This is a genomic window from Actinomyces dentalis DSM 19115 (genome assembly GCF_000429225.1).
Classification (GTDB): domain Bacteria; phylum Actinomycetota; class Actinomycetes; order Actinomycetales; family Actinomycetaceae; genus Actinomyces; species Actinomyces dentalis.
In genome coordinates this window covers 1-20,675 of record NZ_AUBL01000037.1, presented here as the reverse complement: position 1 = coordinate 20,675, position 20,675 = coordinate 1, and the positions used below count along the sequence as shown (strand labels likewise).

The window sequence follows — 20,675 nt, the reverse complement described above, 5'->3', positions numbered from 1 at the left end:
CCCTCGCCCGGGCCGGGCCTGATGCCGCACGGCCGGGCGCGGCGCGGCGTCGCGCGCCCGGGCGGGGTGAGGCGCGCCCGCAGGTCGGCTGACCGCCGCCGGCCCGGGCGACCCGCGCGCGGGCCAGGCCTACACGAGCCGGTAGCCCACGCCCCGGACCGTCTCCAGCCGCTGCCTGCCGAGCTTTCCCCGCAGGTAGGACACGTACACGTCGACGACGTTGGACCCCGGGTCGAAGTCCATCCCCCACACCCGCTCCAGCAGCTGCTCGCGGCTGAGGACCTGACCCGGGTGGCGCATGAAGGTCTCCGCCAGCGAGAACTCCCGGGCGGACAGGTCGACCCAGCGCCCCTCGACGCTCACGCGCCGGGTGCGCAGGTCCAGGACCAGCCCGTCGTGCTCGATCAGGTGGCCGTCCGCCCCGCCCTCCGGCGCCGTCGGGCGCAGGCGCAGGCGGACCCTGGCGACGAGCTCCTCGAAGGAGAAGGGCTTGGGCATGTAGTCGTCGGCCCCGTTCTCCAGGCCCGCGACGCGGTCCGCCACCGAGGAGCGGGCCGTGAGCATGATGATGGGCGTCCTCGCGCCCTGCCCGCGCAGGCGCTCGAGGACCTCGAAGCCGTCGATGTCGGGCAGCCCCACGTCCAGCAGGACCAGGTCGATCCCGCCCATGAGCACCGCCTCCACGGCCTGCCCGCCCCTGGTGACGACCCGGGGCGTGAAGCCCGCGGCCTTGAGGCCCTTGGTGAGGAAGGAGGCGATGCGGGCCTCGTCCTCGACGATCAGCACGGTGCTCACGGGACTCCTCCCGACTCGTTGGCGGCGCCCCGGGCCGGCGTCAGCGGCAGGCGCAGGGTGAAGATTGATCCTCGCCCGGGCGCGGACTCCACGTCAAGGGCCCCGCCGTGGGCGGCCGCGATATTCTCCACGACGCTCAGGCCCAGGCCCGTCCCCGGCGCCATGGCCGCCGCCTGCGGGGCGCGCGCCAGACGGCGGCGTATGGTCGGCAGATCCTCCGGGGCGATGCCGATGCCCCGGTCCTCCACCCGCAGGAGCAGCTCGTCGCCCGCCACCAGCGACCCCAGGCGGATCGGCGAGCCCGGGGCGGAGTACTTGACCGCGTTGGTCGCCAGCTCCAGCCAGGCCTCGGTGATGCGCGTCGCATCGAGCGCGGCCGTCACCTCGGCGCTGGAGCCCAGGATCCAGTCCCGGGGCCCCAGCGCGCGGGCCTTGTCGAGGACCTGCGCCGTCAGCGCGGCGACGTCGGTGGGCGCGGGGGACACGAAGTCGACGCTCGAGCTGCGGGCGACCTCCAGCAGGCCCGCGACCAGCGTCCCCATGCGGTCGAGCTCGTCGAGGGCCAGCTCCCTGGTCTGCCGCACGTCGTCGGGGTCGGCGGCGTCGATGAGCTCCAGGTGCCCGCGCACCACCGTGATCGGGGTGCGCAGTTCGTGCCCGACGTCGTCGAGGAGCTCGCGCTGGGTCTCGACGGAGCGCTGGACGCGGTCCAGCATCCGGTTGACGGCGCCGGCCAGGGCGGACAGGTCGTCCCGGCCGCGCACCGCCACGCGGGTGGTCAGGTCGCGCTCGTCGATGGAGTCGGTGGCCCGGCGCAGCTCCTCGATGGGGCGCAGCAGCCGCTCCACGCCGAACCACGACAGCGCGCCGGCCAGGGCGACCGTGACGACGGCGGACGCCGCGTACAGGCCCATGGTGCCCCGCAGCTCGGCCTCCGCGGCGCCCAGGTCGACCGCGCGCGCCAGGGCGGCCCGCTGGACGCCGTCGTTCAGCGGCACGACCAGCACCCGGTGGCGCCCGGAGGCCGTCTCGACGGTTTCGATGACCGACTCGTCCGTCTGCGACAGCGCCAGCAGCCGGTCCATGAGCGCCGTGTCGGACCGGAGGGACGCCCCGTCGCCCTGGGCGGAGACCCACCGCGCCCGCCCGTCGACAATGCCGAGCTCGCTGTCGAAGGGCGGCAGGTTCGAGCGCTCCAGGTGCGCCAGGACGACCTGCGCGGGGTCGGTCAGGGCGCGGCCCGTCACCGGGTCGGCCCCCCTGCCCGCCATCTGGCGCAGCTCGGCGCGGGTCAGGGCCAGGCGCGTGTCGACGTCGTCGTGGAGGCTGCGCAGGCCCAGCACCCACACCGCCGCCCCGGAGGTGAGCAGGGCGATCAGGGAGACCGCGATGATCGTCCACGTCAGCCGGGTGCGGATCGTGGCCCGGCGGAGCGCGGCGGCGGGGTTCATCCGGCCGCGGCGTCCGCGCGATCGGGTGCGGGCGCGCTCCGCCGCGGACCGGCGTGGCGGCCGATGCCGCGGTAGTCCCACCCGGCCGCCGTCCACCGGGAGGGGACCAGGGCGTTGCGCGCGTCGATGAGCACGGGCCGGGCCGCCCGCGCCGCCGCCGCCGCAGGATCCAGGTCCGTCAGCTCCTTCCACTCCGTGCCCAGGATGACCAGCTCGGCGCCCTCCAGCGCCCGCAGGGCGTCGGGCTGGGCGCGCAGGTCGGGGTGGTGGCGGGACAGGCCCGCCAGGCCCCTGGGGTCGTGGACGGTGACGACGGCGCCGGCGTCCCTCAGGCGCAGCGCCACCTCCAGCACGGGGGAGTCGCGCAGGTCGTCGCTGTCCGGCTTGAAGGTGACGCCCAGGATCGTCACCGCCCGGCCCGCGGGATCGGGGCCCAGGGCGTCCAGGGCCATCCGCGTCACGTGGTCGCGCTGCCCGCGGTTGATGGCGTCGACCCGGTCCAGGAACGAGGCGAGGCCGTCGGCGCCCAGCTCGGCGGCGCGCTGCTCCAGCCCGCGCAGGTCCTTGGGCAGGCAGCCCCCGCCGAAGCCGATGCCGGCGCGCAGGAAGCGGTGGCCGATGCGCGCGTCGCGCCCGATGGCGTCGGCCAGCACGGCGACGTCGGCCCCCGCGGCGTCGCACAGGGCGGACATGGCGTTGATGAAGCTGATCTTCGTGGCGAGGAAGGCGTTGGCCGCCGTCTTGACCAGTTCGGCGGTCTGGTAGTCCATGGTCAGCCGGGGCACGTCCGCCTCGAGGATGGGGGCGTAGACCTCGTCCAGGACCGCGCGGGCCCGCTCGGCCCGCGCGGGGTCGGCCGGCAGGCCGTAGACGATGCGGTCGGGGCGCAGGGTGTCGGACACGGCCAGGCCCTCGCGCAGGAACTCGGGGTTCCACACGACCAGGGCGCGCCCGGCCAGGCGGTCGGCGACCCGCTGGGCGGTGCCCACCGGCACGGTCGACTTGCCGACCACCAGCGGCAGCTCGTCCAGGCGCTCGCGCGGCGGCAGCGTCGCCGCCAGGGTGTCGACCGCCCGCCACAGGTGGCTCAGGTCCGCCCCGCGGCCCGACGGCGACTGGGGCGTGCCGACGGCCAGGAAGTGGACGTCGGCGCGGGTGCGGCGCGTGGTGCCGGGCGCCGTGGCGTAGTGCAGGCGCCCCTCCCGGGCGCCCCGGCGCAGCAGCTCGTCCAGGCCGGGCTCGTAGAAGGGGGCCTCCCCGCGCACCAGCCGCTCCAGGCGCGCCGGGTCGGTCTCCACGCCCAGGACGTGGTGGCCCAGGTCGGCCATGGCCGCGGCGTGGACGGCTCCGAGGTAGCCGCAGCCGATCACTGTCAGTCTCATTCTGCTCTCCATCCGAGGGTGGTGGTGCTGTTCAGGGCGAGATGGGTCCAGGCCGCCAGCCAGGCGCCGGCGCCGGGGCGGAAGACGTGGACGAGGGCCAGGCGCAGGCGCGCGGCGTCAGTGTAGGCGCGCAGCCGCCGGGAGGCGGTGGGCAGGCGCGCGGCGACGTCGTCCAGCAGGCCCAGGACGCGGTCGTGGGCCGCGGCGCCCAGGCGGCCGGTCACGCGTGCGAGGTCGGCGTGCGCGGCGAGATTGCCCAGGTCCAGGGCGGCCTCGGCGGCGGCGGTGGTGTCCAGGTCGATCAGGGACAGCTCGCGCCCATCCCACAGGAGTTGGCCGTCGTGCAGGTCCCGGTGGGCCGCGACCGCGGGGCGGGGGTTCTCGCCCAGGGCGGCGCACGCCCGCTCGACGCCCCGCTCGATCCGGCCCCGGCCGCCCGCCGCGGCGTCCAGGGCGTCCAGGGCCCCGGCCGCGCGCGCCCGGACCAGCCACCGGTGCAGCACGGCCGCCTCGTGCGCGCCCGTGTGCTCGGGCAGCGCGGCGCGCGCGTCCGCGCCCCGCACGACGTCGGGCCACACCCGGGCCAGGCGCCGCCAGCCGGCCAGCCCCGCGTCCCCCAGCTCGTGCAGGGGCCGTCCCGGCACGAGCTCCAGGTCGACGTGGTCGGAGCCGCGGCCCACGACCTCGGGCACGCGCAGGCCGGCGCCCCCGAAGGCGCGCCGCGTCCGCGGCGGGCAGAGGCGGTCGGCCCGGCCCGGGCGCACGAGCTTGCGCACCAGGCGCTCGCCGACGACGACCGCGCGCCGTCCCAGCCGGTGGACCACCAGGCGCCCGCCCAGGTCGGCCGCCAGGGCGGGCGACAGGCCGGGCAGGTCGGGGTCCGCGGCGTAGGGCGTCAGGCGCCGGGCCCCGGCGCGGTCGACGCGCCCGGCCCGCAGCAGGCCGTCGGCGTCCACGGCCTCGAAGACGACGGCGCCGTCGGCCTCCGGCCAGGCCCGGCGCAGCCCGGGGATCCGCGCCAGGGCGGGGGCCGGGCCGCACCCGGCGCCGGGGGGTCGAGTCAGTGTGTCGCGCATGTCCCCTCCAACTCTTCCAGTTCCCGGCCGATGCGCTCGCGCCAGAGCGGGTCGGCGTGGCGCAGCGGCTCGGCCAGGCGCGCCAGGCGGGCGCGCGCCGTCCCCGCCGCGAGACCGGGCCCGTCGGGCACCCGCCCGCCGGCGTCGGCGTAGCCGTCCAGGAGGGCGCGCGCCGCCGCGCCGTCGACGACCGCCAGGTAGGAGCCCAGGTCGGTCGCGGCGGGGGCCAGCCGGGAGCGCTCGAAGTCGGTGAGCCACACGGCGCCGTCGTCCAGGCGCACCAGGACCTGGTCGGGCGTGAAGTCGCCGTGGGCGAGGACCCGGGGCGCGGGCGGATCGGCGGGCAGGCGCTCGTCCAGGGCGAGCGCCCGGGCCGCCAGCGCCGGGTCCAGGGCCCGCAGGACCGAGGCGTGGACGGCTCCCGCCCGCCGCCCGTCCGCCCGCCGCCCGGGCAGACGGGCCGCCAGGTCGGGGGGCAGGCGCCGGGTCGAGGCGTGCAGGGCGGCCAGGGCGGCCCCGGCCGCGGTACTCGCCGCGGCGAGCGCGCCCGCCGCACTCGCCCCCGGGCGCGCCGCGCGCTCCAGGTCGGTGTCGCCCACGAATCTCAGGGCGCTGACGTGCACCGGCGGGCCCGGCGCGGCGAACCCGGGGGCCGCGGCGGGGATGGGCGCGCCCGGGACGCGGTCGCCGATGAAGCCCCGCAGGCGCAGCTCGTCGTCCTGGGGGGCGGAGGTGATGCGCACCACCCCGGCGCCGGTGCGCACGACCAGGCGCCGCAGGGGGTTGTGGCGCAGCACCCGCGCGCCGTCGGGGCCCTCCACGAGCCCGCCGGCCGCGGCCCGGCCCACGTGCTCCATGAGCGCGGGGTCGGAGGCGAGCCGACCGGCGTGCAGCACCAGACCGCCGTCGAGCTCGCGCCGCACGGTGCGCAGGCCGCGGGCGCGGGCGCGGCGCGCGGCCCTGTCCGCCTTGGCGCGGCCGGAGGGCCACATCAGGCGGGCCCAGCCGGCGGGCCGGCCGGTGGCCGCGTCCTCCAGGCCCACCGTCAGCGACACGTCCGGCTTGATGCGCAGCCGGGCGGCGCGCACCGGCCGGCCGATCAGCTCGGACAGCCGGTCCTGGTCGAGCACGGCCTCGACGGCGGCCGGGGTGCTAGCGTCCATGGCGCCCGCCTCCGGCGGCGTGCGCGCCCGGCGCCGGGCTCGCCCCGGTCCAGGAGCGGAAGATCCGGGAGCGGGCGAGCAGGCGCTCGGGGGAGTCGTCCAGGACGACCCGGCCGTCCTCGATCCACACGACCCGGTCCGCCCGCACGGCGACGTCGGCGTCATGGGTGACGATGAGCGTGGTCCGGCCGCGCGCGAGGCGGTCGACGGCGTCGAGCACGAGGGCGCGGGCCGCGGGGTCCAGCCCCGTGGTGGCCTCGTCGAGGATGACCACCGGCGTGTCGCGCAGCAGCGCCCGGGCGATGGCCACGCGCTGGCGCTGTCCCCCGGACAGGGTGTCGCCCCGCTCCCCGACGGGGGTGGCGTAGCCGCCGGGCAGGGAGACGATGAAGTCGTGGGCGCCCGCCCGGCGCGCCGCGGCCTCGACCTCGGCGTCGGTCGCGTCGGGCCGCCCCATGCGGATGTTGTCGCGGATGGTGCCGGTGAGCAGGACCGCGTCCTGGTGGAGGACGGACACGCCGGCGCGCAGCTCGCCCAGGTCGAGCGCCGGCAGGGGCAGCCCGTCGAGGCGGACCTCGCCGGCCACCGGGTCCAGGGCGCGCACCACCAGGGACACCAGCGTGGACTTGCCCGACCCCGAGGGGCCCACGAGCGCCACGTGTTCGCCCGGCTCGACCGTCAGGCTGATGCCGTGGAGGACCTCGTCGCCGTCGTAGCGGGTGACCACGCCGTCGAAGTCGATGCGCCCGCGCACCCGTCCCAGGGGCAGGGGGGAGGCGGGCGAGACGATGTCGGGGACCACCGCCATGAGGTCGGCGACGCGCTCGCCCGAGGCGGTGGCGCGGGCGATGCGCCCGGTGTACTTGGCCATGTCCCGCAGGGGCTTCATGGTGGTGCGCAGGTAGGTGGTGAACAGGACCAGGTCCCCCGGCGTCATCGCCCCCTGGAGCACGCGCAGCCCGCCGCCGACCATGACCAGGGCGGTGGCCGCGCCCACCAGGACGTCGGTGGAGCGCTCCAGGCGCGCCGCCAGGCGCAGGGAGCGCACCCCGGTGCGCAGCGAGTCGCGGTTGGCCCCGATGAAGCGGTCCAGGATCAGCTCCTCCAGACCGTAGGCCTGCACCACCTTGATGGTGGCCAGCGCCTCCTGGGCGGTGTTGGCCAGCTGCCCCTCGCTCTTGCGGGTGCGCCGCGACGCCGTCGTGATCCGCTTGGAGCTGCCCGAGGAGGTGACCAGGAAGACGATCACGGCCGCGACGACGACGAGCGCCAGCAGCGGGTCGAGGACGAACATGACCACGACCATGACCAGGAGCGTGAGCACGTTGGCGGCCAGCGGCAGGCCGGCGGTCACGGCCACGTCCTGCATGCGGGCGATGTCGGAGACCAGGCGCTGGACGGTGTCGGCGCTGCGGTTGCGGGCGTGGAACTGCTGGGACAGGCCCGCCACGTGCCGGAAGGCGCGCGCCCGCAGCGCGATCGCCGTGCGCGAGCCGGCCAGCGCGAAGGACACGGTGGCCAGGTAGTTGCACAGCGCCCGCATGAACACGAGCCCCACGAGCCCCGCCCCGCAGGCCACCAGGCCCAGGACGCTGGCGGGCGCGTAGCCGGTGCTCGTGCCCAGCGAGGACAGGACGGAGTCGACGACGATCTTCATGGGCCAGGGCTCGAGCACCCGGAAGACGACCTCGCACATCAGGGCCAGGGTCCCGCCCGCCACCATCAGCAGGTGGGGGCGCAGGTCGGGGCCCACCAGGCGCAGGGTGCGGGTGAGCGCCGAGCGGCGCACGCGGGCGCTCATGACGCGCCCCCCTCCGGCCCCAGCCGGCAGAGCACGTCGGCCACCACCCGGTCCCAGCCGTGGCGCTCCTCGGCCGCCCGGCGCCCCGCGGCGCCCAGGCGGGCCCGCTCGTCCGCGTCGAGCGCCAGGGCGTCGATCGCCCCGGCCAGGCGCGCCGGGTCGGAGGGCGGCACGAGCACCCCGGCGCCGCGCAGCATCCCGGGCAGCTGACCGACGGCGGAGCCAACCACCGGCAGGCCCGCGGCCAGGTACTCCAGGACCTTGAGGGGGGAGAAGTACTGCTCGTCCGCCCCGCCCAAGTCCGGGTAGGGGGCGACGGCGATGGCCGCCCCGGCCAGGTGCGCGGGGATCCGCTCGGGGGCCACCTCCCCCCGGAAGTCGACGTCGAGCCCGAGGCCGCCGGCCAGGGCGCGCAGCGCGGGCATCTGCGGGCCGTCGCCGATGATGCGCAGGCTCCACGGGGCGCGGGCCATCGCCGCGGCCCGGAGCAGGTCGTCCACGCCGTGCCAGGGCTTGAGGGTCCCCACGAAGACGACGACGACACCGCCGGGATCCTCCCGGGAGGGGCGGATGCGCTCCAGGGACACGCCGTTGGGCACGGTCGCGGCGCGGCAGTCCGGCACCAGGCGCTCCACCCACCGGCGCACCGGGTCGGACACGCACGCGGTCAGGCGCGCCCGCCCGGCCTGGGCGCGCAGGGCGGCCAGCGCGCCGGCCCCGTCCACCAGGACCCGGTGCCTGCTCTGCTCGTCGATGAGGGGGGCGTTGACCTCCAGCACGCCGGGCGCGCCCGCGGCGCGCGCGACGTCGGCCAGTGCGGTGGAGAACAGGGAGTAGCGCTCGTAGACGAGGTCGGCGCCGCGCTCCAGGACGTCGCGGGCCGCGCGCCGGGAGGCCTCCGCCTGCGCCCGCTCGCGCCCGGCGGGGTCGTCCGCGCGCACCGGCGTCTCCACGACCGTCAGGTCGGCCAGGTCCGCGGGGACGAGGCCGCCGCGGCGGGCCGCGTGGAGGACCACCTCGTGACCGGCGCGGCGCAGGGCGCGCACCACCTCCTGGACGTGGACGCTGGCGCCCTTGGCGCCGAAGACGGGCACGCCGGGGTCCAGGCACACATAGGACACGCGCATCAGCCGACCTCCTCCGTCCCGGCGCCGGCCGGCCGCCCGGCCGGCTGCTCCGGCCGCCGCTCACCCGGCCGCTCCGCCCCCCGCGCCTCCGCGTCCGGCTGCCCGTCCGGCCGCTCACCCGGCCGCCCGCGCTGCCAGGCGGACAGCACCGCCGCCTGGGCGCGGGAGTCGAACTCCTCCTCGATGAGCCCGCGCGCCCCGGCCGCCAGGGGGGCCGGATCGACCGACCCGTCGGCCAGGCCCCGCAGGGCGCGGGCCAGGGCCAGCGCATCGCCCGGGGGCAGCAGGATCCCGGTCTCGCCGTCGCGCACCACCTCCGGCATGCCGGTCACCTCGGTGGCGATCACCGGCGTCCCGCAGGCCATGGCCTCCAGGACCACCGTGGGCAGGCCGTCGACATTGCCGTCCGCGGCGGGCACGCACGGCGCGACCAGGACGTGGGAGCCGTGCAGCAGGGCCTTCACCTCGCTCTGGGTCAGCGCCCCGGGCAGCTGGACCCGCTCGCCCAGCCCCAGCTCCCGCACGAGCGCGGCCAACGAGTCTCCGAGCTCCCCCTCGCCGGCGATCACCGCCGTGACCTCCACGCCGGATTCGACCAGGGCGGCCAGCGCCCGCAGCAGGACCTCGAAGCCCTTCTTGGGCACCAGGCGGCCCACCGCGGCCACCCTCAGGGCGGTGCCCGGCGCGGGCGGCGCCGGCGGCCGGAAGGGGAAGCGGTCGAGCTCCAGGGCGTTGTAGCGCAGGCAGATCCGCGCCCCGGTCCCCTCCAGCACCGTGCGCAGGTGGCGCTCGTTGAACCGGCTGATGGCGATGACCCGATCGGCGTCGGAGCACACGCGCCGCAGCCAGACGGGGTCGACGCCGTCGTGGAAGATGTCCTTGGCGTGGGTGGTCACCGTGTAGGGGATGCCGCTCAGGCGCGAGGCGATCCAGGCGATGCGCGCCGCCAGGGAGGCGAAGTGCGCGTGCAGGTGGGTCACGCCGTCGGCCCGCGCCGCCGCCGCCAGGGCCACGCCCTGGGCGACGTCGTCACCCGGAAGGTCCGCCAGGACGGGCATGATCCCGGCCAGGCGCGAGCGCTGCCCGGCGTCGGGCAGCGAGTCCGCCAGCAGGCTCCACAGCTCGCAGGCCTTGAAGGGGCGAGGCATCCACGACACCCCCGCGCGGACCCGGGCGATCTCCGGGTGGAAGCGCGAGTCGGTGGTGGGGCGCAGCGCGTAGATGGTCAGGTCGTCCCCCAGCTCCTCGCGGGCCAGGATCTCGGTGACGATGAAGGTCTCGGAGAAGCGGGGGTAGACCTTGAGAACGTATCCGGTGCGGCTCATGAGGCCTTCTCCTGTCGTCGGTGACTGATACTCGGATCGGGGCGCAGCAGGGCGGCGGCCCGGCGGGTGGAGGCGCGCAGCCCGTCGCGCCGCAGGTGGGCGCGCAGGACCCGGCGGGTGACCGCCCGGGCGACCCACCGGGTCAGGGCCCCGGCGTCGAGATCGGCGTCCCTCATGACGTCCACGGCCCCCGCGTCCTCAAGGGCGCGGGCGCGGATGAGCTGCTCGCGGCGCGGCTCCTCGCGGGGCACGATGAGGGCCGGCGCCGACGAGGCCAGGACCTCGCAGACCGTGTTGTAGCCGCCCATGGTCACCACGGCGGAGGCCCGCTCGATGTACCGGCTCAGTCCCGGCGGGCACCGGTGGATCTCGGTGCCCGGCGCGGCGGCGTCGCGCACGGCCGCGGCGTCGGCCTCGCCGAGCTGGGGGCCGGTGACGAGCATGTGGCGGTACCCGGGCGGAGGGGTCAGACCCGCGGCCATCGTGAGCAGCCGCGCCCCGTCGCAGCCGCCGCCGACGGTGGTCAGGACGAAAGGGGCCTCGCTCCGGCAGCGCTCGCGGTCCAGCAGGGCACGCCCGTCGGCGAGGTATCCGGTGAAGACGGCGAGGTCGTGCAGGAAGTCCGGGATCTCGCCGGAGGCGAGGGGATCGTGGACGTGCTGGTCGCCGTAGACCCAGACCTCGTCGATGATCCGGCGCAGGGCGTCGGGGGAGTCCAGGGCCTCCCACTCGGAGGCGGCCGTCTCGGGGTCGTCGAGGACCTCCCGCAGGCCCAGGACTATGCGCGTGGCGGGGCGGGCCTCGCGCAGGCGGTGCAGCGGGGCGCGCAGCTCGCCGCGCACCCCGTACAGGTGCCGGTCGATGATGACGAGCGCGGGGGCGAAGTCGGTCAGGGCGGTCGCGACGAGGGCGGAGCGCAGCGCCGCCAGCGACTGGGGCGTGTCCCGCAGGCGCCTGGGGCGGTAGCCGACGGGGCCCTTGGTGAAGCCCGGCAGGATGAGCCAGTCGAATCCCGGGGGCAGGAGGAAGTCAGCGGGGGGCGCCAGACCTGCGACCAGCAGGCCGGTGACGCCCGATCCGGTCAGGCGCGGCAGGTCGTGGGCGAGCTGATGGGCGAGCGCGAGATTGCGGCGCAGGTGCCCGAGCCCGAGCGCGTCATGGCTGTAGAGCACGATGCGGGTGGTGTCCTGACTCACTGTGCCTCTCCTTTTCCAGGCCTGTGGAACCAGGATCGGCGGGGGCCAGGAGACGGCCATGAGACGATGATGAGAGAGTTCTCAGGAACCTCCGCCGGGGCGGGACGGGCGGGTTCGCCGGTCCCGGCGCGGGGCTCACCCGGGTGCACCGGGCCCGCCAGGGCCGTCGCCGTCCGCGTCGGGACTGTCGCCGTCCGCGTCTCGGCGTCCTGGGCGCCCGGGGATCTGCGCCGCGGTCCGCGAGCACGTCACTTGACCCGCGAGCACGTCTGCTAGAGGTACGTGCTCGCGGGTTAAGTGACGATCTCGCGAGCCGGGGCGCGTCACGACATGCGAGACGCCGTCCCACCATGTGGACGGCTGGCGGGGGTGGAGCGGGGGCGGGCGCCGGAACCGCCCCCGACGACCAGCCCGTCGATCCCACCGCGTCCGGCGCTCCCGGCGGGCACGGGGCTCAGACGAGATGGACCTCGACGCCGGCGGCCCGCAGCGCCTCGACCGCTTCGGGCTCCGCCGCCTCGTCGGTGATGAGTTCATCGATCTCGCTCGTGCGGCAGATGAGGGCGAAGGCGGCCCGGCCGAGCTTGGTGTGATCGGCGACGACGACGACGCTGCGGGCCGCCCGCACGAGGGCGGCGTTGACGGCGGCCTCGCTCTCGTGGGAGGCGTAGACGCCGCGGTCGTTCACGCCCTCCACGCCGAGGAACAGGGTGCCGATGGAGATCTGGGGGAGGATGAGGGAGGACAGGGGGCCGGTGAGCTCGTAGGAGCGGGCGCGGGCGGCGCCGCCGGTGACCACGACGCGCACGCACTGGCGCACGGTGAGCTCGCTGGCTATGTTGACGGCATTGGTCACGATGGTGACCGGCGTCTCCGGGTCGGTCAGGTCCGGCAGCAGGGCGACCTCGCGCGCCACCTCCGTGGTGGTGGTGCCCCCGTTGAGCCCGATCGTGTCCCCCGGGCGCACCATGGCGGCGGCGGCGCGGGCGATGCGCGTCTTCTCCTCGCCCATGCGGGAGGTCCGGTAGCGCAGGGGCAGCTCGGAGGAGGTGGGGTTGGCCGACGCCCCTCCACGGGTGCGGGTGATCAGCTGCTGCTCGGCGAGCAGGTCGAGGTCCCGCCGGGCGGTGGCCGCGGAGACGCCGAGCCGCTCGGTGATGTCATCGATGTGGACGGTTCCCTCCTCGACGATCATGCCGAGGATGGCGGAGAGGCGTTCGTGTCGGGTCATCGTTGCTCCCGTGTGCATCGGAGTGCCTCGCGGCTGCGGGGGCTTTCGAGGGGTTGGGGGCAGCATAGAGCAGAGACGAGGCTCACGAATCCTGCGTGTGACATGCGATGAGGCTTTGGACGTTGATGACGTCGGGAGCAGTCAGATGGGATGGTTCTGCCGCTCGGTCCGACGGCGGGCCCGGCGTCGGACCGCGATCCGCGGGCGCGCCCGTCGCCCGGCACGCCGGGCCCCGGACGGCCGCGCGGCGGCCCCCGGGCGGCCGCACGCCGGGCCCCGGGCGGCCGCGCGCCGGGCCCCGGCGCGGCTCCGGGCGTGGCCGAGGGGCGTCCTCCCCGCCCGTTCCGCCCGCGCCGACCGGCGTTCATCCCGCTCCGAGGGCGATGACGTGGCAGGATGGTGGTACTGCGCGTCTTGCGCGGAACCGAGATCGAGGAGTGTCCTGGCGGCCGAGAGGCCCGCCCGACCCCGGGAGGGAGCGTCCGTGAGCGTCGGTTCACAGCCCCTGCGTATCGGGATCATGGGTGGGACCTTCGACCCGATCCACCACGGCCACCTGGTCGCGGCGTCCGAGGTTCAGAACGTCTTCGGGCTGGCCCAGGTCGTCTTCGTGCCGACCTGGGCCCAGCCCTTCAAGAAGGGCAGACGGGTCACGCCCGCCGAGCACCGCTACCTCATGACGGTGATCGCCACGGCCTCGAACAACCGCTTCACGGTCTCACGGGTCGACATCGACCGGGGCGGGACGACGTACACGATCGACACGCTCCACGACATCGCCGCCGAGTACCCGGGCGCCGAGTTGTACTTCATCACCGGCGCGGACGCCCTGGCGCAGATCCTGACGTGGAAGGACAACGAGGAGATCTTCGGCCTCGCCCACCTGGTCGGGGTGACCCGCCCCGGGCACGCCCTGACCGACGGCGGTCTGCCCGCGGACCGCGTCTCCCTCGTCGAGGTGCCCGCCATGGCGATATCCTCGACCGACTGCCGTGAACGAGTGGGACGCGGTGCTTCCGTGTGGTATCTGGTCCCCGACGGCGTTGTTCAGTACATCCGCAAGTACGGCCTCTATCGTGTGACCCAGCGCCAGGCGTCGACCACCTCGATGACGGCGCGCGTTGCACGTGAGCAGTCCCTGAGGAAGGAGAACGACGGTGAGTGAGAACACCGACGTCAATGATGACCAGCCGGCAGGCTCCTCCGGTGGCTTCCGCCGCTCCCGGCGTTCGATGAGGCGGGCGGAGCGGGCCGCCGAGCGCGAGGCGTATATCACCGGGCAGCAGCCCCTCCTCACGCGCCGGGAGCTCAAGCGCCTGCGCGAGGAGGCCGAGGCCCTCAGGGCCGCCGTCGAGGCCGGCGAGCTCACGGTGGAGCAGGCGAAGGCGCTGCAGAACCCCCTCGCCAACCAGCCCGACGCCGAGCCGCGGGCCGTGACGGGGGCGCACGCGGCGCTGCCCGGACCGGGGTCCGGGGCCGCGGCCAGGTCCGGCGGCGGAGTCGGTGGCGGGACCAGGGCCGCGGCCAGGTCCGGCGGCGGGGCCGCGGCCAGGCCCGCGCCGGGGCTGGAGGCCGCCGCGGCCGCCGTTCTGGAGGGCGATCTGCCCGCCGCGCCGGAGCCCGCCCCGCGCAGGCGCCGCCGCGCCTCGTCCGCGAGGTCCGCCTCGTCCGCGCCGCCGGCGTCATCGGCCTCATCCGCGCCGCCGGCGTCGTCCGCGCCGTCCGCCTCACCGGCCTCCTCCGCACCGTCCGCGCCGCCCGCCGCGGAGTCCGAGCCGCAGGACTCCGTCCCCAGCTGGCGGCCCCGTCGGACCACCGACGAGGTCCTGGCCATCGCCGCCCAGGAGACCGGGATGATGGACCCCGCGGACCTGCCGGACTCGTCCGACGCGCCCCCGGTGCGCATGGACTTCTCCGGCGCGCCCTCGACGGTGCCCGAGCGCCGCTCGGTGTTCTCCTCCCGCTCGGCGGCGTCCCAGCCCGCCGAGACCGGCTCCCGGGCGTCCGGGTTCAGCTCCGACTCCGGGGGCCCGGCCCGAGGGCCGGCGGAGTCCGGCCGACCGTTCCAGTTCAGCCCCGACCCCGGAGGGCCGGCACCGACGGCCTCGCCCGGCCGGCCCGGACCGCGGTCGGACTACCGGTCGCCGACCTCGCCGGCGGGGTCCTTCACGTCCGAGCCGCTGGCCCGGGCGTCGGCTCGGCCCGAACCCGCCCCGCCCGCCGCCAATCCGATCGTGCCGGCCCCCCTGGCCCCCGAGGCCGAGCCCTCGCCCTGGACCTCCTCGAGTCCGTCGCAGGCCTCGCCGTCGGAGATGTCCCCGTCGAGCCCGACGACGCCGTCGCGCCGCCCCATTGTGAGGATCCCCTCCTCCGTGCAGGGCGTGCGCACCGTCGACGGGGCGACCGGCGAGCTCACCTCCGTCCAGTTCGTCGACGAGGACTTCGACGGCATCGACAGCCCCCGGTGGAGGGCTCTGCACAACTCCCCCGATCACTCCGGACACCCCGGGCGCCCCGATCACTCCGGACACTCCGGGCGTCCTGACAACGCCGGGCGCCCTCCTCGCCTGGACAGCCCCTACGGCAGCACCGCGGCGGCCGAACCGCCCATGGCCCCCACGCCCGACGAGGTGGCCGCCCGGCAGGCGTGGCCGGGCGCGCCGACCGTCAGGAGCGCCCCCGCGCCCCGGCGGGGGCCGAACCGCGCGGTTCTCATCGTGCTGGTCCTGCTCGTCGTCGCGGTGGTGGCCGCCCTGCTGTGGTTCTTCTTCCTGCGCGGGGGCAAGTCCAGCTCCGCCCCGCCGCCCTCGCCCCGGCCCGCCGAGTTGTCGGCGCTGTCGGCGCCGCCGGCCCCCATGCTTCTTTGAGCGCGATCGACCCCAGGAGAAGATACGTGAGCGCCACGCCGGACGCCATCGAACTCGCCCGCACCGCCGCACGCGCGGCCGCCGAGCGCAAGGCCGAGCAGATCATCGCCATCGACGTCTCCGAGCGCCTGGCCCTGACGGACGTCTTCCTCATCGTCTCGGGCGCCAACGACCGGCAGGTGCGCTCCATCGTCGACGCCGTCGACGAGGCGATGTTCAAGGCCGGTGCGAAGCGCAAGATGCGCGAGGGCTTCGACGAGGCCCGCTGGGTCCTGATCGACTACGGGGACATCGTCGTCCACGTCCAGCAGACCGAGGACCGCGAGTTCTACTCCCTGGAGCGCCTGTGGCGCGACTGCCCCCTCATCGATCTGCCCACCGACGCGGACGCGGCCGATGGAGCCGCCGGGGACGCCGGGGACGGGGCCGGCGCGACCGCTGGAGCCGTCGGGGTCGTCGGGGCCGGTGGGGATGCCGGAGCCGCAGCGGGCGGGGCCGCCGGGGCCGCGCCGGCCGAGTGAACCCGCGGGGCGGGGCATGACCGAGCTCATTCTCTGGCGTCACGGCCAGACCGATCACAACCTGGTGGGCCGGGTGCAGGGCCAGGTCGACATCCCCCTCAACGCCACCGGCCTGGCGCAGGCCGCCGCGGCGGCGCGGATCCTGGCGTCGCCGCGCCCCGACCGCATCGTGTCCTCCCCGCTGAGCCGGGCGCGCACGACGGCGCAGATCCTGGCCGATCTCACCGGGCTGGACATCGAGGTCGAGGCCGATCTCATCGAGCGCTCCTTCGGCGTGTGGGAGGGCCTGGACCGCGCCGCCATGATGGACGGGTGGCCCGAGCAGTACGCCGTGTGGCGCGACGGCGGCCAGCCCGAGGGCGTCGGCGTCGAGCCGCGCATCGATGTGGCCCGCAGGGTCGGGACGGCCCTGGAGCGGATCGCCTCGCGGACGGGGGAGGGGCGCGTGGTCGTCGTCGCCCACGGCTCCGCCCTGACCCTGGGGGCCACGCTCCTGCTGGGCCTGGACCCCACGGCCTGGTTCGGGCTGCGCGGCATGGACAACTGCCACTACGCCGTGCTGCGCGACAGCGAGCGCGCGCCGGGATGGCTGGTGAGGACCTGGAACAAGGGGGACGCCGCCCCGGTGGGGGAGTGAGCCGCGCCGGCCGCGCGGGCCGGTCCGCGCCGACGCCGTCGCGCGGGGCCGACCGTCCGGGCGGGTCGTGTGACGCGGGCGCGCGGTGCGCACGGCACGCGGGCGGCCGCCCGGGTGAGGTACCGCACGCGGGACGGATTTGCCGGGCGGCGCGCCAGTCCTTAGAGTTGGCCCCGTCGCCCGCGAGGGTCGGCGCCCGTCCGAGGGGCTATGGCGCAGTTGGTAGCGCGCTTCCATGGCATGGAAGAGGTCGGGGGTTCGAATCCCCCTAGCTCCACCAGCCGCCCGGTGCGAGCCGATGGCGGTCTCCCTTCGGGGCTATGGCGCAGTTGGTAGCGCGCTTCCATGGCATGGAAGAGGTCGGGGGTTCGAATCCCCCTAGCTCCACCAGGCTTTAATAAAAGTATTTGTGTCAATTTTTTCTTTAATGATACTTTTCGCCAGAAGTAGTGGTTCAGATCTGTCGATCGGTATTGCGGTGTAGGGGTCGAATGATGGTATGCGTGACTACTCCGAATCCCCTGCGACATCGAAATGGATTCAATTTTTTTGATTACTAAAGATGTTTCTGACAAGCATGTAATTTCGAGCGCACGTTCTCGCAGGAAAGGTTTGAAAATGGTTTATATGCCTACCGACGAAGAGTGGACTCCACTATCAATCGATTCTGAACTGGAAGACAGGCCCAGCAGTATTGTATCAGCTCCTATTACTGGGAGTCCGATTCTCCCGTTCGACAAACTCTCCTGGAAGGATTTTGAACGAATTCAGGTGCGCATTTTGCGTGATGTTGAAGGTTTGCGGAACGCGCAGTTATACGGACGACTAGGGCAAACTCAACACGGTCTTGACATCATTGCGGTCGACTCCAATCAAGATGGAGTTGCCCTGCAGAGTAAAAAATATAAACGATTCACGGCGTCAGACTTGCAGAAAGCTGTCGAAAAATTTCGCACGACTACACGACCAATCGAAATTAAGAGATTTATCATTGGTGTTGCTTGCGAGGCCAACGACACTACTATTGTCGACGCTTTTCAACAATGTCAAAGAATGCTCCATCCAGTTCTTCTGGAGTTGTGGGATAATGAAGAACTATCTGTGAAGTTAAGGGGGCGTCCAGAGATTGTCATTGATTTTTTTGGAACGCCGACTGCCGAGAAATTCTGTAGACCTTTTACTCTCTCCCCTATCAAGGTTCCCGAGGTGAATGCCGTAGTTGTTAGTGAAGCTATCGTGCGGACACCAGAAAAAGTTACTGGAGCGGATGAAAAGTTCAAAAAAGCACACAATATTCGTAACGAAGATCCGGTTCGTGCTCTTAATCTATTTGAAAAGGGGCAGCAACTCTTGCGTGAGTCCGGGTTCCAGGCCCACGCAATGAAACATGAGACTTATAGAACCCAGCTCTTGATCACGCTCGGACGAGCCGGTGAGGCTGCTCGCACTTTTATGAACGAGATCTGGATCGCTTTGGAAAAAGGGAGAGTAGTTGCAGCTGAAATTAATGCACGCCATCTGCGAAAAATAGCTAACGACGCATCTGACGATGAACAGGTAAACGCGATTGCTGAGGTCGCCAGGCACGCGGTTGACTTAACTATGAATCCGTTAGGACGATTATTAGAATTAGATTATTTTAAACATGATGGTAATGAAGACTGGTTGCGGCTTGCAGTACTTGCGGGTGAGATTGCTCTAGCCAATGATCGACTGGATTGGCTGAAGAAAGCATCGAGTTTATTCTCTAGGTTCATAGATAATGATGAGTTCGATGAAACGCAGCGAATTCGTGCTCGACTCCTTCTAGCTGAGGCTACTGAAGATTGGTCGGGAGTTCTCGGTGATGCGAGGAGAAGGCGTATTGGATACGCCCTAGGGTCATTAGTTATCGCTCGGTATGCGCGCCATCAGGCTATACATCAACAATTTAGAGAAGCCGACGCGTTGTGGGATGAAGCAGTTAGCGATGCTTGTCTTGCGCGCTGCTGGACAGATGCACAAACTTGGACATTTAGTCGTCGTGCTTTTCGATCACGATGGACTTTGGACGCGGTAGACGAACTGCTCCCCGTCGAGATAGCTCTGGGGGAGATAGAATCATCAGATTATATTTTGACCAAAGATAATAGTGCGTACACAACCGCGTTGGAAATGTTGCGTGTTCAGAATCTAAGGCCCGCTGCTATTGCCGCCCAACGTGCACTGCGTCAGACGATATCTTCGGCCGACTGGGTTGGTGAGGAACGTGCGCGTCGGGTACTCGGTGCGGTTCTTGGCGCTGCTAACGAGCCCGAAGCGGCAGCCCGCCATCTGGCAAGAGCTGCTGACGTATCAGGGATGAAAGATCTCGCTGCCCAGTATACAGACCGATACATTGATATTGAGGATAGTCTAGACGTACCGAACTATTGGACTGTTGGAACTGCTTACAGTTTGCTCTCCGCTGAGGCGGACTTCATTCCAAATGAAATGATTGAAATTCTCTTAGAGAGGATTCTTGGCGAGCTCAAAAATGCTGAAAACGGTACTCTCATTGATCCTTGCGCATGCCAATACTCTCGGTACCTTAATGCCATTAAAGTCTTGTCGGAAACTGCTGATCGACTAACGGTAGAACAAGCAAAAACGGTTTTGATACACTTTGAGAAGCAGTCGGACATTGATTCTAATCACTATCGTTTTCATGATGAGGATGAGGCCATAACGATTGCGAGAATCGCGTTAAGTCAGCCCTTGCTACAACACCGAGCAATTGCGCATTTAGTCCCACTAATGAGCCGTTCTCAAAAAGCCCGTAAAAGTATTACCATGGAGGCTCTGGCTGATTCTCCAAAGATAGCACAACCCTGTTTGGAGGAACAAGTCAGGAGAGGTGTCCAGTGGGCTCAAGAAGCGCTCATAGATCTGTTTGGTATCGAGGGTTCAGTAGAAGAATCTAGCGCCGCCTTTAATCGACTTGCATCCTCGTTGGAACACGTTCCTGGTATGTATGAAATCGGCACAAATGCTATAGGTGACTCAATCATGATTCGTTCTATGTCAGCGGAGCGGAGAGGTCTTGTTATTGATGAATTACTGAAACGTTCTGAGGATACTCGTGTTGCTTTAACTGACCGTGGTGACTATCTGCTGGCGGCCTCAAATCTAGTAGAAGGGCTTGATGAACTGACTCGCCGAAAATACTGCGAGGCTGCCATTCGTATAGCTACCGATCCAGTTTCTTCAGAATTCGACGATTCCCAAGCCGTTTTTGCTCACAGACTCGGTGCTGTACGCATGTCGTTCGACAATGGCAGCACTCCGACGAAAGCCCTGTATTTGGCGGCCTGTCTGGCTGTAGATGAAGAACAGCATGTTCGAATCAAGCATTTGACTTACCAGCTGTTTGGGTCAGATGACCGCTCCAGTTACTGGCCGACCCGAGTGCTTCAGAAGCTCAGAAACACCGGCATCCTTGATGAAGACTTAGGCTTTCTTGCTGGCCAAGGCTGGGCTTCTCGTTCGCTCGCCGCAATCATTTGGACAGAACGCTCTTCTCCGTCTCATCTTGGTTTGCGCCTGGCTACCGATATTGATCCAAGAGTGCGACGCGATTTTGCTGAGGCGTTAGCCAAGATCGACCCTACTCCTGAACAGACAGAGGTTCGCCAATTGCTTGAGAATGATCTCGCGTACAGTGTTCGTAAGTTCCTGATAAAAGCAAACTGATTCGCACCCTAAATCCCTAAATGTCGCGTGTTGTAGAAGGCTATTATGGGTGTGTTCTGGGTCATTTCCGTGAGGCGATATGATGATGGCCCGCCCCCGTGGGGTATCATGGGTGTAGAAGAAAAGCCCTCATGACCCTGGAAGGAGTGGGCCATCATGATGGGGTGTACCACGGGCCACTGATGATGAGTTCGACGGGCTGCTCGCCTGGCTGCGCGAGGAGGGGGTCGAGGGTTATCCGCCGATCCTGGGCCTGTCCGGGTCGCTGCGGGCGACTTTGATGTACCTGCGTCAGAACATCGTGCAGGCGGTGATCGGAGAGATCCTGGGCGTGTCGCAGCCCACTGTTTCGCGGGCCATCAAGGCCCTGACGGAGGCGCTCTCCCGGACCC

Annotated in this window: 15 protein-coding genes, 2 tRNA genes and 1 pseudogene; 8 read left to right on the top strand and 10 right to left on the bottom strand. The window is 71.3% G+C overall.

Features of this window, described 5'->3' with window-relative positions; genetic code table 11:
* Positions 1–129: 129 nt before the first annotated feature.
* The 10 genes from G446_RS0109325 to G446_RS0109280 form a co-directional block, all read right to left on the bottom strand.
* The gene (locus G446_RS0109325; protein ID WP_026409943.1) at positions 130–795 is read right to left on the bottom strand and encodes a response regulator transcription factor; all 666 of its coding nucleotides are present in this window, start codon (positions 793–795) and stop codon (positions 130–132) included.
* A complete protein-coding gene (locus tag G446_RS0109320; protein WP_026409942.1) occupies positions 792–2,246 on the bottom strand; it encodes a sensor histidine kinase in 1,455 nt (484 codons plus the stop codon). The genes G446_RS0109325 and G446_RS0109320 overlap by 4 nt, the downstream gene beginning before the upstream one ends.
* Positions 2,243–3,628: a UDP-glucose dehydrogenase family protein gene (locus tag G446_RS17120; RefSeq protein WP_051285879.1), complete on the bottom strand. Its 1,386-nt coding sequence runs from the start codon at positions 3,626–3,628 to the stop codon at positions 2,243–2,245. The genes G446_RS0109320 and G446_RS17120 overlap by 4 nt, the downstream gene beginning before the upstream one ends.
* On the bottom strand, positions 3,625–4,704 hold the full coding sequence (locus G446_RS0109310; protein WP_051285878.1) for a phosphotransferase: 1,080 nt from the start codon (positions 4,702–4,704) through the stop codon (positions 3,625–3,627). Before G446_RS0109310 ends, G446_RS17120 begins: the two co-directional genes overlap by 4 nt.
* Positions 4,689–5,867: a phosphotransferase family protein gene (locus tag G446_RS0109305; protein ID WP_026409940.1), complete on the bottom strand. Its 1,179-nt coding sequence runs from the start codon at positions 5,865–5,867 to the stop codon at positions 4,689–4,691. The genes G446_RS0109310 and G446_RS0109305 overlap by 16 nt, the downstream gene beginning before the upstream one ends.
* Positions 5,857–7,668: an ABC transporter ATP-binding protein gene (locus G446_RS17115; RefSeq protein ID WP_034469921.1), complete on the bottom strand. Its 1,812-nt coding sequence runs from the start codon at positions 7,666–7,668 to the stop codon at positions 5,857–5,859. Before G446_RS17115 ends, G446_RS0109305 begins: the two co-directional genes overlap by 11 nt.
* Positions 7,665–8,795 (bottom strand): glycosyltransferase family 4 protein, encoded by a 1,131-nt coding sequence (locus G446_RS0109295; protein ID WP_026409939.1) that lies wholly within the window; start codon positions 8,793–8,795, stop codon positions 7,665–7,667. Before G446_RS0109295 ends, G446_RS17115 begins: the two co-directional genes overlap by 4 nt.
* The gene (locus tag G446_RS17110) at positions 8,795–10,120 is read right to left on the bottom strand and encodes a glycosyltransferase (protein WP_084779131.1); all 1,326 of its coding nucleotides are present in this window, start codon (positions 10,118–10,120) and stop codon (positions 8,795–8,797) included. The genes G446_RS0109295 and G446_RS17110 overlap by 1 nt, the downstream gene beginning before the upstream one ends.
* Entirely contained in the window at positions 10,117–11,316 is a 1,200-nt protein-coding gene (locus tag G446_RS17105; RefSeq protein WP_245574655.1) for a glycosyltransferase family protein, read from the bottom strand. Before G446_RS17105 ends, G446_RS17110 begins: the two co-directional genes overlap by 4 nt.
* A gap of 454 nt (positions 11,317–11,770) precedes the next feature.
* Positions 11,771–12,547, bottom strand: a complete 777-nt coding sequence (locus tag G446_RS0109280) for a DeoR/GlpR family DNA-binding transcription regulator (protein ID WP_026409938.1) — start codon at positions 12,545–12,547, stop codon at positions 11,771–11,773.
* A 520-nt stretch (positions 12,548–13,067) separates the two neighbouring features.
* On the opposite strand from G446_RS0109280, the gene nadD reads away from it, so the two are divergent.
* The 8 genes and pseudogenes from nadD to G446_RS21540 form a co-directional block, all read left to right on the top strand.
* The gene (nadD, locus tag G446_RS0109275; protein ID WP_390884349.1) at positions 13,068–13,712 is read left to right on the top strand and encodes a nicotinate-nucleotide adenylyltransferase; all 645 of its coding nucleotides are present in this window, start codon (positions 13,068–13,070) and stop codon (positions 13,710–13,712) included.
* On the top strand, positions 13,705–15,414 hold the full coding sequence (locus G446_RS19995) for a hypothetical protein (RefSeq protein WP_026409936.1): 1,710 nt from the start codon (positions 13,705–13,707) through the stop codon (positions 15,412–15,414). The genes nadD and G446_RS19995 overlap by 8 nt, the downstream gene beginning before the upstream one ends.
* A 26-nt stretch (positions 15,415–15,440) precedes the next feature.
* Positions 15,441–15,830: pseudogene (gene rsfS / locus G446_RS17100) on the top strand (ribosome silencing factor); the annotation flags it as partial.
* 121 nt (positions 15,831–15,951) lie between these two features.
* On the top strand, positions 15,952–16,572 hold the full coding sequence (locus G446_RS0109260; protein ID WP_026409935.1) for a histidine phosphatase family protein: 621 nt from the start codon (positions 15,952–15,954) through the stop codon (positions 16,570–16,572).
* 204 nt (positions 16,573–16,776) lie between these two features.
* Positions 16,777–16,852, top strand: a tRNA-Ala gene (locus tag G446_RS0109255).
* Positions 16,853–16,886: 34 nt separating this feature from the next.
* Positions 16,887–16,962 (top strand) — tRNA-Ala (locus G446_RS0109250).
* A 237-nt stretch (positions 16,963–17,199) separates the two neighbouring features.
* Positions 17,200–20,283, top strand: a complete 3,084-nt coding sequence (locus G446_RS19990; protein WP_156916602.1) for a hypothetical protein — start codon at positions 17,200–17,202, stop codon at positions 20,281–20,283.
* Positions 20,284–20,563: 280 nt separating this feature from the next.
* The coding region (locus tag G446_RS21540; RefSeq protein ID WP_156916601.1) for a transposase family protein at positions 20,564–20,675 on the top strand (112 nt) is incomplete at its 3' end.